Annotated in this window: 12 protein-coding genes; 7 read left to right on the top strand and 5 right to left on the bottom strand. The window is 71.5% G+C overall.

What is annotated here, in order from left to right:
- Positions 1-18 precede the first annotated feature (18 nt).
- From maiA to CTJ15_RS14090, 6 genes are all read left to right on the top strand, one after another.
- On the top strand, positions 19-651 hold the full coding sequence (maiA, locus tag CTJ15_RS14115) for a maleylacetoacetate isomerase (protein WP_026033386.1): 633 nt from the start codon (positions 19-21) through the stop codon (positions 649-651).
- Between the two features lie 651 nt (positions 652-1,302).
- On the top strand, positions 1,303-1,557 hold the full coding sequence (locus CTJ15_RS14110) for a KTSC domain-containing protein (RefSeq protein ID WP_019462144.1): 255 nt from the start codon (positions 1,303-1,305) through the stop codon (positions 1,555-1,557).
- A 155-nt stretch (positions 1,558-1,712) separates the two neighbouring features.
- Positions 1,713-2,723 carry a GTP-binding protein gene (locus CTJ15_RS14105; protein WP_019462143.1) on the top strand — a complete coding sequence of 337 codons (1,011 nt, stop codon included), beginning with the start codon at positions 1,713-1,715 and terminating at the stop codon, positions 2,721-2,723.
- Positions 2,723-3,763 carry a WD40 repeat domain-containing protein gene (locus CTJ15_RS14100; protein WP_019462142.1) on the top strand — a complete coding sequence of 347 codons (1,041 nt, stop codon included), beginning with the start codon at positions 2,723-2,725 and terminating at the stop codon, positions 3,761-3,763. The genes CTJ15_RS14105 and CTJ15_RS14100 overlap by 1 nt, the downstream gene beginning before the upstream one ends.
- 72 nt (positions 3,764-3,835) lie before the next feature.
- On the top strand, positions 3,836-5,500 hold the full coding sequence (locus tag CTJ15_RS14095; RefSeq protein ID WP_058390265.1) for an alpha-amylase family protein: 1,665 nt from the start codon (positions 3,836-3,838) through the stop codon (positions 5,498-5,500).
- Positions 5,501-5,673: 173 nt separating this feature from the next.
- Complete coding sequence (locus tag CTJ15_RS14090; RefSeq protein WP_019462140.1) at positions 5,674-7,086, top strand: short-chain fatty acyl-CoA regulator family protein; 1,413 nt, start codon at positions 5,674-5,676, stop codon at positions 7,084-7,086.
- Between the two features lie 26 nt (positions 7,087-7,112).
- Here the strand turns inward: CTJ15_RS14090 and CTJ15_RS14085 are convergent, their stop codons facing one another.
- Entirely contained in the window at positions 7,113-8,279 is a 1,167-nt protein-coding gene (locus CTJ15_RS14085) for a DUF2125 domain-containing protein (RefSeq protein ID WP_058390266.1), read from the bottom strand.
- A gap of 127 nt (positions 8,280-8,406) precedes the next feature.
- On the opposite strand from CTJ15_RS14085, the gene CTJ15_RS14080 reads away from it, so the two are divergent.
- On the top strand, positions 8,407-9,081 hold the full coding sequence (locus CTJ15_RS14080; protein ID WP_226946140.1) for a gamma-glutamylcyclotransferase: 675 nt from the start codon (positions 8,407-8,409) through the stop codon (positions 9,079-9,081).
- A gap of 288 nt (positions 9,082-9,369) precedes the next feature.
- Here CTJ15_RS14080 and CTJ15_RS14075 read toward each other — a convergent pair whose 3' ends face one another.
- From CTJ15_RS14075 to CTJ15_RS14060, 4 genes are all read right to left on the bottom strand, one after another.
- Positions 9,370-10,089 carry a 1-acyl-sn-glycerol-3-phosphate acyltransferase gene (locus tag CTJ15_RS14075; protein ID WP_058390267.1) on the bottom strand — a complete coding sequence of 240 codons (720 nt, stop codon included), beginning with the start codon at positions 10,087-10,089 and terminating at the stop codon, positions 9,370-9,372.
- Entirely contained in the window at positions 10,086-10,718 is a 633-nt protein-coding gene (locus CTJ15_RS14070; RefSeq protein ID WP_019462136.1) for a YdcF family protein, read from the bottom strand. Before CTJ15_RS14070 ends, CTJ15_RS14075 begins: the two co-directional genes overlap by 4 nt.
- A gap of 85 nt (positions 10,719-10,803) precedes the next feature.
- Positions 10,804-11,766 (bottom strand): ABC transporter permease, encoded by a 963-nt coding sequence (locus CTJ15_RS14065; RefSeq protein ID WP_058390268.1) that lies wholly within the window; start codon positions 11,764-11,766, stop codon positions 10,804-10,806.
- Entirely contained in the window at positions 11,759-12,544 is a 786-nt protein-coding gene (locus tag CTJ15_RS14060; RefSeq protein WP_058390269.1) for a cell division ATP-binding protein FtsE, read from the bottom strand. Before CTJ15_RS14060 ends, CTJ15_RS14065 begins: the two co-directional genes overlap by 8 nt.
- Positions 12,545-12,580: the final 36 nt, after the last annotated feature.

Genomic DNA, 12,580 nt, shown 5'->3' with positions numbered 1-12,580 from the left:
TTGGCGAAAGGCGAGACGATGCGCCTGCATGGCTACTTCCGCTCCTCCGCCGCCTGGCGCGTGCGGATCGCCCTGAACCTGAAGGGCCTCCGCCCCGGCCAGGCCTTCCACCACCTGCGCCATGGCGGGCAGCGGGCGCCGGACTATCTCCGCCTGAACCCCCAGGGCCTGGTGCCCGCCCTGGAGACCGGCGAGGGGACGGTCCTCACCCAGTCCCTGGCCATCTGCGAATGGCTGGAGGAAGGCTGGCCCGAGCCGCCGCTGCTGCCCTCGGGGCGCGACGCCCGCGCCCGGGTCCGCGCCTTCGCCCAGGTCATCGCCTGCGACACCCATCCGGTGCAGAACCTCAAGGTCCTGGCCCGGCTGCGCGGCCTGGGCCTGCCGGAGGAGGAGGTCACCGCCTGGGCCCGCTGGGCGATCGGCGAGGGCCTCGCCGCCTGCGAAGCGCTGATCCGTGGCGAGCCCGGCCCCTTCTGCTTCGGCGCGGCCCCGACCCTGGCCGACATCGCGCTGGTGCCGCAGCTCGGCAATGCCCGCCGCTTCCGCTGCGACCTCACGGCCCTGCCGCGCCTCCTGGCGGCGGAGGCGGCCTGCAACGCCCTTCCGGCCTTCGCCGAGGCCGCCCCGGACCGCCAGCCCGACGCGGAATAGTACGAACGGCGGAATGCACCGGGGCCATCCCCGGGGGAGAGGCCCTGCCTCTCCGCCCGGACCCCCTCACCGCCAGGACACTGCGTGCCCTGGACCCGATGTGTTGGCGCTTCCGGCAAAGGCCAGTTCCTGGGGCTGATCCCGCCAGGCAAGCGGAAACAGCGGGAGCCGGATGAAGGAAACATCCTCTCCGCGCGTGGCGCCTGCCGTCGCCGGAGAGCCAGGCTCTCCGGCGCGGTCCGTCCGCAGCAAGCGCCAAGCGACCGGCAGGTCCAGGAGCCACTGGCTCCTGGCGGATGGGGGGTATCGGGGGGAAGGCAGGGCCTTTCCCCCGGGCCACGCGCCCCACAGCCGCATGGGTCGGGCCCCGCCACCGCAAATGCCCCTTGCTTCCCTGGCCACCCCGCGATATAGGAATAAAGTCAACGCGATACCCCATCGCGCGCGCCCCTCCCGGCGCAGCGTCGCCTGCCCCCGAGGTGGAGTTCGAGCCGCACCCGTCCGGCCGGATAAAGGCCTAAAATCCTAAAGTGCCAAAGCCCGAAAACGATACGGAGAGCGGAAGGCTCCGGCCCGGCTTCGCTGCCCGCACGATCTGGTTCCAGCAGATGACCGGCCCCATATCCGCAGGGTGGAAACATCGCTCCCACCATGCCCCAACTGAACTCCAGCGCGATCGAGCGCATCGAGCACGATCCCGGCTCCTCCCTGCTCGCGGTCTGGTTCCGGCAGGAAAGCGGCCGGCAACGCGGCCCCTACCTGTTCCAGGGCGTGCCGCGGATGCTCTACGAGGAATTCGCCCGCTCCCCGTCGCCCGGCAGCTTCTACAACCGGCGGATCAAGGACCGCTTCAGGATCGCCGCCTGGACGGACGATCCCGCCGGGGCATCCCTCCCGGGGCCCTAGGGAAACGCCCCGGAAGGCGCCCCTATGCCGGGCAGGGGCGGGCGGTTCCGCCCCGAACGGGGCGCAGATCCGCCTCCCGCCCCGTGACCCGGAGCGCAAACCGTACCATATAACACTCCGAACCCCGTTTTCCCCGATCTCCGGAGGGCCTCCGCATGTCCGCCACGACCACCCAGGACGCCAAGCCGCAGGAGCGCGAGCCCGTCCCCGTGACCGTGCTCACCGGCTATCTCGGCGCCGGCAAGACCACCCTGCTGAACCGCATCCTCACCGAGAATCACGGCCAGAAATTCGCGGTCGTGATCAACGAGTTCGGGGAGCTCGGGGTGGACAACGACCTCGTCGTCGATGCCGACGAGGAGGTCTTCGAGATGAACAACGGCTGCATCTGCTGCACCGTGCGCGGCGACCTGATCCGCATCCTGGGCGGCCTGATGAAGCGCCGCGACCGCTTCGACGGCATCATCGTGGAAACCACCGGCCTCGCCAACCCGGCGCCGGTGGCCCAGACCTTCTTCGTCGACGAGGACGTGAAGAAGGCCACCCGGCTGGATGCCATCGTGACGGTGGTGGACGCCAGGCACCTGCTGGAACGCCTGGGCGACAGCCCGGAGGCCGAGGAGCAGGTGGCCTTCGCCGACCTGATCGTGCTGAACAAGATGGACCTGGTGACACCGGAACAGGCCGACGAGGTCGAGCGCCGCATCCGCGCCATCAACCCCACCGTCGAGATCCGCCGCGCCACCAAGTCCGACATCCCGGTGGAAAGCGTGATCGGCCGCGACGCCTTCAACCTGGAGCGCATCCTGCAGCGCGAGCCGGAATTCCTTTCCGGCGAGGACGAGCACAGCCATGACAGCGAGGTGCTGAGCGTCTCCTTCGAGGTGGACAAGCCGGTCGACGAGGCGAAGTTCAACGCCTGGATCAGCGAGGTCCTTGCCACCCAGGGGCAGGACCTGCTCCGCACCAAGGGCATCCTCTACTACAAGGGCCAGGAGGGCCGCCGCTTCGCCTTCCAGGCCGTGCACATGATCGCCGACGGCGACTACATCCCGCTCGCCGCCGCCGATGCCGAGGGGCCGCGCAAGTCGCGCATCGTCTTCATCGGCCGCAACATCAACCGCCCCCGCCTGCGCCGCGGCTTCGAATCCACGGTCGCCGCCTGATGTCGGAAACGCTCGGCAACGTCGATTTCGTGCTGGAAAGCCGGGGCACCTCGCGCGACCTCGGCGCCTGGGTGGTGGGCGCCGCCTTCGGCCATGACGGAGGCTCCGCCGCCTTCGCCCTGGGCGACGGCACGCTGCATCTGGCCGACCTGCGTGACCTGTCCGGCGAGTGGCGCCGGGTCGGGGCGCATGACGGCGCCGCCCAGTCCCTGGTGCCGGACTGTGCCGACGGCTACCTCTCCGGCGGCGACGACGGCCGCCTGCTGCGCACCAGCCCGGCGGGCGAGGTCATGGAACTCGCCAGCTTCGGCATGATGAAATGGGTGGAACACCTCGCCACCCATCCCTCCGGCGTGCGCGTCGCGGCGGTGGGCAAGGCGGTGCATGTCCTGGACGGCAAGGGAAAGACCCTCAAGACCCTCGCCACCCCCTCCACCGCCGGCGGCGTCGCCCTCGATGCCAAGGGCAAGCGGATCGCGGCCAGCCACTACAACGGCGCCTCGATCTGGTTCGTCGCGGCGAAGGAGGACAATCCGCGCAAGCTGGACTGGAAGGGCAGCCACCACGCCATCGCCTTCTCGCCCGACGGCACGCATGTCGTCACGGCGATGCAGGAGAACGCGCTGCACGGCTGGCGCCTGACGGACGGGCAGCACATGCGCATGTCCGGCTACCCGTCCAAGACCCGCTTCCTGTCCTTCACGCCCAAGGGCCGCTGGCTCTGCACCTCGGGCTCCGAGGCGGTGATCTGCTGGCCCTTCTTCGGCGGCGGCCCGATGGGCAAGGCGCCGGAGGAGATCGCGGGCGGCGACGGCGTGCTCTGCACCGCGGTCGCCTGCCATCCGAGCCAAGAGGTCTTCGCCGCCGGCTTCTCCGACGGGCTGGTGCTGATGGCGGAGATCGCCTCGGGCAAGATCGTGCCGCTGGCGGCACCCGGCCGCGGCCCGGTCTCGGCGCTGAGCTGGAACAGCACCGGAACGCATCTCGCCTTCGGCAGCGAAACGGGCTTCGCGGCGTTGATCGACCTGGCGCGCCGGTAACGGGCGCCGGGGCCTCGCCGGCGGGCGGCGCCTCTGCCGCCAGCGCCGCGAAGCAGCCCCGGGGAGCCCCGCTTGATCGACGACCTCTGGTACAAGAACGCCGTCATCTACTGCCTGTCGGTCGGCACCTACATGGATGCCAATGGCGACGGCGTCGGGGATTTCGAGGGGCTGACCCGGCGCCTCGACTACCTCCAGGGCCTGGGCATCACGACCGTCTGGCTGATGCCCTTCCAGCCCTCGCCGGGCCGCGACAACGGCTACGACATCCAGGACTATTACGGCGTCGATCCCCGCTACGGCACGCTGGGCGACTTCGTGGAGTTCACCCATGCCTGCCGCCAGCGCGGGATGCGGGTGATCATCGACCTCGTGGTCAACCACACCTCGGACCAGCATCCCTGGTTCCAGTCCGCCCGCCAGGACCCGGATTCGCCTTATCGCGACTGGTATGTCTGGGCCGACCGGAAGCCCGCCCATGCGGACCAGGGCGTCGTCTTCCCCGGCGTGCAGGACAGCACCTGGAGCCGCGATCCCGTCGCGAAATCATGGTACTTCCACCGCTTCTACGAATTCCAGCCCGATCTCAACACCGCCAACCCGCATGTCCAGGCGGAGATCCTCAAGATCATGGGCTTCTGGCTGCAACTCGGCGTATCCGGCTTCCGCATGGATGCCGTGCCCTTCGTCATCGCGAAGAAGGGCCCCGGCGTCACCAAGCCCGTCGAGCAGTACGACATGCTGCGGAGCTTCCGCGAGTTCCTGCAATGGCGGCGCGGCGACGCCATCATCCTCGCCGAGGCCAATGTGCTGCCGAAGGCCGACCTTCAGTATTTCGGCGACGACGGCGACCGCATGCACATGATCTTCAACTTCCAGGTCAACCAGGCGCTCTTCTACGCCCTGGCCAGTGGCGACAGCGGGCCGCTGGCAAAGGCCATGGAGAAGACGAAGCCCCGCCCCGCCACGGGGCAATGGGGCCTGTTCCTGCGCAACCACGACGAGCTCGACCTCGGCCGCCTGACGGCGAAGCAGCGCCAGACCGTCTTCGACGCCTTCGGCCCCGATCCCTCGATGCAGCTCTACGGGCGCGGCATCCGCCGGCGCCTCGCCCCCATGCTCCAGGGCGACCGGCGCCGGATCGAGCTCGCCTACAGCCTGATGATGACCCTGCCGGGCACGCCCGTCCTGCGCTATGGCGACGAGATCGGCATGGGAGACGACCTGAGCCTTCCGGAGCGCGAATGCGCCCGCACGCCGATGCAGTGGTCGAGCGAGCCGCAGGCCGGCTTCACCAGAAGCGACCATCCGGCGAAACCCGTCATCTCCGGCGGCGCCTACGGCTTCGAGCATGTCAACGTGGCCGATCAGCGGCGCGATCCGGATTCCCTGCTGAACTGGACCGAACGCATCATCCGCATGCGCAAGGAGGTGCCGGAGATCGGCTGGGGTGATTTCAGGATCGTGCCCACCGGCACGCCGGAGGTGCTGGCGGTCCGCTACGACTGGCGCCGCAACTCCGTGCTGGTGATCCATAACCTCGGCGCCGAGGCGAGGGAGATCACGATCGACCCGGGCGCCGAAGGCTCCCACGACAGCCTGCTGGTGAACCTCCTGTCCGGCGACCACAGCCGCCCCGACAAGCGCGGCCGCCATCGCATCCTGATGGAGGCTTATGGCTACCACTGGTATCGCGTCGGCGGCCTCGACTACCTGCTCCGCCGCAGCGAAGTCTGACGGCGTCCGATGGGGCCACGGCGGAATGCGGGAACGGCCGTCTCCGGCATGTGAGCGGTTTCGTGAAGGATTGACATTGCTGTCCCGGGCCAGCCACGCTTTCTTTGTTTTGCAAAGGCGCACTGTGAAGAACTTCACTGTGAAGCCTGTAAATATGTAAGGTCTGTAAAGAGATGTCCCGGACCCTGATCGGTCCCACGATCCGCCGCCTGCGCCAGGAGCGCGGCGTCACCCAGCAGGCGCTCTCCGCGAGGCTGGGCATTTCCGCCAGCTACCTGAACCTCATCGAGCACGACCAGCGTGCCGTTACCGCCTCGCTCCTGCTCAAGCTGGCCGATGCCTTCGGCGTCGACCTCGCCGCCCTGTCCGGCCAGCGCGAGAAGCAGGTGGAAACGGGACTGCGGGAGGTCCTGCGCGATCCGTTGCTGGGGCTGGAGGCCGTGCCGGAGGCCGAGTTCGCCACGCTGGTCCAGGGCTCGCCCACGGCGGCCCGCGCCATGCTCGCCCTCTACCGCGCCCTGCGCGTGGCGCGGGAGGATGCCGGCGGCATCGCCCTGCCTTCGGGCCGGCGGCTGATCCTGCCGACCGAGGAGGCGCGGGACTTCTTCCAGGACCGTGCCAACCACTTCCCCCTGCTGGAGGAAGCCGCCGAGGCGATCGGCCGGGATCTGGCCGAGGGCGGCGCCGAATCGGGCCATGCGATCGGCGAGCGGCTCCGGACGCGCCACGGCGTCTCGATCTTCGTCGGCCCCACCGAGGGCAACCTGCGCCACTACGACCCCGCCACCCGCAGGCTCGACCTGTCGGAGGACCTGACGCGCGAGAGCCGGGCCTTCCACCTTGCCTTCCAGCTCATGCTGCTGGAGGCGCGGGAGGCGGTGGAGGCCTGCCTCCTGCCGCAGCCGCCCTCGACGCCGGAGGCCGCGAACCTGATCCGCATCGGCCTGCTGAACTATGCCGCCGCGGCGCTGCTGATGCCCTACGAGCCCTATCGCGCCGCCGCCGCCGAGCTGCGCCACGACCTCGACCGCCTCGCCACGCGCTTCGGCGTCAGCTTCGAGCAGGCCGCCCAGCGCCTGACGACGCTGCAAAGGGAGGAGGCACGCGGCCTGCCCTTCTTCTTTCTGCGCGTCGATCCGGCGGGGAATGTCGGCAAGCGCTTCTCCGCCGCCGGCTTCCCCTTCGCCCGCTTCGGCGGCTCCTGCCCGCGCTGGATCGTCCACAACGCCTTCGCCACGCCGGGGCGGCTGCGGGTGCAGGCGGTGGAACTGCCCGACGGCGCCGCCTTTCTCTGCCTCGCCCGTACCGTGGAGGGCCGGACCGCCCGTTGGGGCGAGCCGGTGCCCGTGCATGTGGTGGCGCTGGGCTGCGAGATCTCCCGCGCCGGGGAGGTGCTCTACGCCGACGGGCTGGACCTCGACCGCGCCCGCGTCGGCATCGGCCTGTCCTGCCGCCTCTGCGACCGGCCGGACTGCCGCTCTCGCGCCTTTCCACCCTTGGCGCACCGCCTCGCCATGGACCCCAGCACCACCGGCTCCACCCCCTTCCGCTTCCGGCAGGAGGCGGAGCTTCCGGCGCCGGCCTGAGGGGGAGGCAGCCGGCCGGCGCGGCGCTACTCCTCGCTGTCGCGGCGGCCGGGCGGCACCGGCCAGACCAGTTCCGGCAACCGCAGGACAGGCAGCCGCGCCAGCGAAAGCCGGCGGTCCTGCAGCGTGAGGGGCAGCTCGATCTGCGGCGGCTCGCCCTCGCCGCCGGGCCGGGCGAGAAGCGCCGCCATGCGGGATGCGGTCTCGGCCGTGCGGGCGTCGATCACGCCGCCGGCGCCCAGCATCGACAGGGCCTCCTGCGCGCCCACCAGGCGTACCGTGCCGGCCCCCATCGGCTGCAGCGCCTCGTCCAGCGCCAGCGTCGCCGCGGCGGAAGCCGCCGCCGGGCCCCAGCGCAGGGTCACGTCGCGCAGTTCCAGCACGCCGCCGGCATCCCGCCAGATCTCGGCCCGCCGGGTCGGGACGCGGCCGACGGGCAGGGGGCCGGTCAGGGAAGCCGTCAGCCCCGCCGTTTCGATCCTTGGGCCCAGGGGCCAGCTCCGCCCCTGCGACAGGCTGGGGAGGGTGATGCCCTGGCTCTGGACCGAAAGGGCGATGGCGCTCTCGCCCTCCGTGGCGCTGCTGCGCGTGTCCAGCGTGACCTCCAGCCGGCGGATCTCCAGCCCGCCCGGTCCGCCATCCGCGGCGGTGCCGGGAAGGCCCAGGCGCAGGCGGTCGGCCCGGAACTCGCCGCCGCGCGGCAGCACATCCGCCTGCAACGGCAACAGCCCGGTCAGCCGGTCCGCCGCGAAGGGCAGCTCCAGCGCGCCCAGGCGCAGCCTCTGCGGCCCCTTGGGCTCGATGCGCAGCTCGTCCAGGCGCGGCAGCACGACCCGCAGGTCCAGTGCCGGTACGCGCCAGTCGATCCCGCCCGGCAGCGTGGCATCGCCCCCACTCAGCCGGAAATCCGGCAGGCGCAGCGTAGCGGAGAAAGGCCATCCCCCCCGCTGCGGCGTGCCGTATTCCACCCGCCAGCCCTGCGCGCGGCGGCTCTGCGCCCAGGCGGTGAAGCCTTCCTCCAGCCGCCCGCCCATCCAGTGCCAGAGCATGGCATGGGCGGCGGCCAGCCCGGCGAGCAACACGGTCAGCCCCAGCAACAGCGGCGCGGGCCGCAGCCAGCGGCGCCGGGCGGCACGGCGCCCTGGAGGGGCCTGGACGACCTCGCCGCCTCCGGTGCCCTGACCATCGGCCATCCGTGCAGGGGCATTCCGGGCGGGGGCATCCCGACCTGCCTGGGAGGCCTGCCATGTGCCTGGCGCGTGCGCGCCGTTCTTCTCGGTATCCACGCCACCCGCTATAGCGCGCCCCCCGGCCGATCGCATGACCCCTGACCCCTCCGCAGCCCCCGAAGGCACCCGAAACCCACCGGAAACCGAGACGCCCCCCGTCCTGGACGAGGCGTTGCTGGACGCGGATGGCTCGCTCTACGTCTTCGCCTATGGCTCCCTGATCTGGAAACCGGGCTTCGCGGTGGAGGGGGCGCACCCGGCCCTGCTGCGGGGCTATCACCGCCGCTTCTGCATCCGCTCCACACGCTATCGCGGCACGCCGGAGCGCCCGGGCCTGGTGCTGGGCCTCGACCGTGGCGGCGCCTGCCGGGGCGTGGCGCTGCGCGTCGCCCGGAGCCGGGCGGCGGAGGTCCTGGGCTACCTCCACGAACGGGAGATGTCCGGAGGCTCCTACCACCAGATGCGCCTGAAGGTTCGGCTGCTGGACGAAGGACGCGACGTGTGCGCGGTGGCCTATGTCGTGGACCGCCGGTCAGACACCTATTGCGCCGGGCTGGGTCCCGATGAGGCGGCGCGCGCCATTGGCCTCGGGGTCGGAGCAATGGGCAGCAACCGCGACTACCTGCTCAACACCGTGTCGCAGCTCCGGGCCCTGGGAGTGCGGGATGCGGCACTGGAAAGGCTGGCAGACCTGCTGCCCCCGGTTGGCGCTGCCTCTGGCGACAACCGGGCTGGGGAAAAGCCGGACCGGAAAAGCCGAGGCTGAAAAAACCCAGCTGCGGCGCAGCTTTCCGCAGAGTTGTCCACAGGGAGGGGCGGAGTCGTCCCCAGCGCCAGGCTGGTTTGCGCTCCCTTGCCCACAGAGGGCTGGGGATAGCGCAAACGCGGGTCTAATAAGCTGAAAACAAATGAATAAGAACAAAGGGCGCCCAACGGCCGATGCACCAAAACCGAGGTTTGGCAAGCCCTTGACGCGTGGTGATGGCGCCACGTGGCAGGATCGCCCCGCAGCTATTCCACCAATTTATCCACAGATGCTTGTTGACAGCCCTCGTCAGGGTCCTGGGAGCGGGGAACCCTGCAGCATCGCGGCGGAGGCGGTTTCCACCTCATCCTCCAGCCGCCGCATCAGCTCGGCACGGGGCAGGCCGGGCGGCAGGGCGGGGAGGATCGCCAGGGTGATGGTGCCCGGCCGCTTGGCAAAGGAGCGGCGTCCCCAGAAGCGACCGCTATCCGTGGCCGCCGGCACCACCGGCAGGCCGGTGGCGGAGGCCAGCGCCGCCACGCCCGGCTGCCAGGGCACACGCTCGCCCGGTGCGGTCCGGGTTCCCTCCGGGAAGATCACCAGCTGTGCCCCGTCCCGCTCGGCGAATTCGCGCGACTGCCGCACCATGGACTTCAGCGCCGCGGCGCCGCCGGCGCGGTCCACCCCCACCGCGCCGAAGCGCCGCGCCAGCGCCCCCCAGCCCGGCAGGCGGAGCAGCTCCTGCTTCATGACATAGACCGGGTGCGGCAGCAGGGTCAGCCAGACGAAGGTGTCGAAGGCCGACTGGTGCTTGGAGGCCACGATGCAGGGGCCGGCGGGAATGTTCTCCAGCCCCGTCACCCGCACCCGCATGCCGCAGATCGCCGCCATCCAGCACAGCACCCAGCGCGTCCAGCCGCGCACGAAGGGCCGCGTCATGCGCCGGGGCAGCATCAGGCCGATCCAGGGGAAGACGGCCATCGAGAAGAGGAAGAGCGCGTTGAACAGCGCGGAGCGCAAGGCGATCAAGGGTCCGGCTCCGAGCGGCCATAGGCGGAAAGGCCGGCGAGGGCGCCGGCGAACTTCAGGTACTCCCGCAGCATGGCCGGGGGCCGGGCACGGGCGGGAGCGACGGGATACGGGATCAACCGGGCCTCCGGCAACTCCCGCCGCATCTCCAACAGGGCACGGGGCATGTGGAAGCCCGCGGTGACCACCGCCAGCGTCCCGATTCCGTGCTGCCGCGCCCAGGCGGCGATCTCCCGCGCATTGCCGCGCGTGCTGCGGGCCGCGTGCCCCAAGGTGATCCGGTCCAGGTAGGGCCAGGGTTCCACGCTGACCTCGTGCGCGAGGGCGGCGATATCCGTGTTCTGTCCGACGCCCGAGATGATCAGCGGCGCGCCGGGATCGGCAGCCGCCAGGCGCAGCCCGGTCTCGACCCTGTCGGGGCCGCCGGTCAGCACCGCGATTCCCGTCCCCTCCGGCAGCCGGGACGGGGACGGCACCGAGGCGGCATCCAGGAACCAGGCATAGCCCGCCCCGGTGGCCAGCGTGGCGGCGAGGAGCAGGGCGAAGAAGCCCCGCCGCAGCAGCCGGCGCCCGGTGAAGGCGCGGCGCAGGGTCGGCGTGAGGGCCTTCAGGCGCGGCGGTAGGTTCACGGTGCCGTTCCGGCGGGCACCGGGCGGCACGGCTTCGTCAGGGGGTCTCTCCACCGCGGAGACCGGCCCGGCCCGGACGCCGCGGTCACGGCAGGCGGCGCAGCCACCGGCGCACGGTGGCCTGGGCGGTCAGCCATCCGATCAGGGCGGCGGCGAAGGGCAGGATCAGCAACCCGGTCCAGGGCAGGCTGCCCCAGGGGAGCCCGCCCCAGGGGAGCCCGCCCCAGGGAAGGCCGGTCATCAACGCGGCCGCACCCGGAACGGCGCCCCGCGGGCCGCCGACGCCGCCCCCGCTCATGAAGGGGGCGGCGAGCCGGGCCAGCGCCATCAGGGCCGGGGCGGCGAGCACCGTCCCCAGCAGCGCTCCGCTCGCGGCCAGCCCGGCAACGCGCGCCGCGAAGCGCCCCGCGATGGCGCCATGCGTGGCGCCCAGGTCGTGCAGGATGCCGATCGCTTCCCGCCTCGCCGCCAGGCCCGCCCGCGTCGCCACCGCGACCACCGCCGCCGAGACCCCGGCCACCAGCGCCAACACGGCAAAGGCCATACCCTCCACGCTGCGGGCCAGGGCGGCGAGGCGGGCGACCCAGATGCCGTGCGATTCCAGCTCGGCCCGGGGCACCTTCTGGGCCAGCAGCCCGGCCAGCGCCTCGGGATCGCCATCCCCGTCGCCCCAGGGGTCGCGCAGATGCACCTCGATCACTCCTGGCAAGGCCAGCGGAAAGGAAGCGGCGGAGGACTGGCCCAGCCAGGGTCGCAGCAGCGCCGCCATCCGCTCCGGGTCCACCGTTTCCGCCGAGGCGACCTCGGGCGAGGCGCGGAGCACCGACAGCGCCGCCGCCATGCGTTCCGGCGTCGGATCGGGCACCTGCGCGGTCACCGCCGCCGCGGCGCCGTATTGCCAGCGCTCTGCCAGCGCCGCGGCGCCATGCGCCCCCGCGAGGGCCAGGGCAGCGAGCAGCGCCATGGCCGCCACCAGCCCGGGCAGCAGCTTGCCCGACAGCGCCCGGCGCAGGCCGAGCGGATCGCGGGAGCGCCGGCGCTCAGCCATGCGGGGCCTCCCCATCCTCATCGAATTCGTCGTCCTCCGGGTCCGAACCCGGCTCCGGCTGCTCGGTCCAGGCGTCGTAGGCGTCCAGCTCGCCCTGATCGTGGCCGGTGAAATGCACCAGCCGCCCGCGCGAGAGGGTCATCACCGGGGCTGGGAAAGCCTCCACCAACTCCTGGGAATGGGTCGCCACCACCACGGTGGTGCCCAGGCGGTTCATCTCGTTCAGCAGGGCCAGGGTGCGGTGTGCCTGGCGCGGGTCGAGATTGCCGGTCGGCTCGTCGGCCACCAGCAGCTCCGGCCGCGCCACCACCGCCCGGGCGATGGCCACGCGCTGCTGCTCGCCGCCGGAAAGCTGCTGCGGCAGCGAATCCGTCCGGTGGCCGAGCCCGACCCAACGCAGAATCTCGGTCACATCGGCCCGCAGCGAGGATTCGGAACGGCCGGCCAGCCGCAGCGGCAGGGCCACGTTGTCGAAGGCGCTCAGATAGGGGAGCAGCCGGTAGTCCTGGAAGACCGAGCCGATTCGGCGCCGCAGGGCGGGCAGGGCGGTGCGGCGGGCACGCGACAGTCGCATGCCCAGGATCTCGACCTCCCCCTCGCTGGGGCGCAGCCCGCATTGCATGAGGCGGAGGAGGGTCGTCTTTCCCGCCCCCGATTCGCCGGTCAGCCAGGTGAAGGAGCCCGCGGGCAGGAAGAAACGCAGACCATGCAGGGCCTCCTTTCCGGTTCCTCCATTCGGGTCCGGGTAGCGGAGGGTCGCATCACTGAAGCGCACCATGGGGGCAGGGTGTGCCACGCGTGCCCGCATGAGGCT

This window comes from Roseomonas sp. FDAARGOS_362, from assembly GCF_002754815.1.
Taxonomy (GTDB): Bacteria; Pseudomonadota; Alphaproteobacteria; order Acetobacterales; family Acetobacteraceae; genus Roseomonas; species Roseomonas mucosa.
Note: the sequence above shows the minus strand (reverse complement) of the source record. Positions and strands in the feature narration are given on the sequence as shown.

Excerpts from the sequence above, each read along its gene's own strand:
- CTJ15_RS14065 (WP_058390268.1), bottom strand. The coding sequence starts at position 11,766 with ATGGCTGAGCGCCGGCGCTCCCGCGATCCGCTCGGCCTGCGCCGGGCG.
- maiA (WP_026033386.1), top strand. The coding sequence starts at position 19 with ATGCGCCTGCATGGCTACTTCCGCTCCTCCGCCGCCTGGCGCGTGCGG.
- CTJ15_RS14100 (WP_019462142.1), top strand. The coding sequence starts at position 2,723 with ATGTCGGAAACGCTCGGCAACGTCGATTTCGTGCTGGAAAGCCGGGGC.
- CTJ15_RS14090 (WP_019462140.1), top strand. The coding sequence starts at position 5,674 with ATGTCCCGGACCCTGATCGGTCCCACGATCCGCCGCCTGCGCCAGGAG.
- CTJ15_RS14085 (WP_058390266.1), bottom strand. The coding sequence starts at position 8,279 with ATGGCCGATGGTCAGGGCACCGGAGGCGGCGAGGTCGTCCAGGCCCCT.
- CTJ15_RS14105 (WP_019462143.1), top strand. The coding sequence starts at position 1,713 with ATGTCCGCCACGACCACCCAGGACGCCAAGCCGCAGGAGCGCGAGCCC.
- CTJ15_RS14060 (WP_058390269.1), bottom strand. The coding sequence starts at position 12,544 with ATGGTGCGCTTCAGTGATGCGACCCTCCGCTACCCGGACCCGAATGGA.
- CTJ15_RS14080 (WP_226946140.1), top strand. The coding sequence starts at position 8,407 with ATGACCCCTGACCCCTCCGCAGCCCCCGAAGGCACCCGAAACCCACCG.
- CTJ15_RS14110 (WP_019462144.1), top strand. The coding sequence starts at position 1,303 with ATGCCCCAACTGAACTCCAGCGCGATCGAGCGCATCGAGCACGATCCC.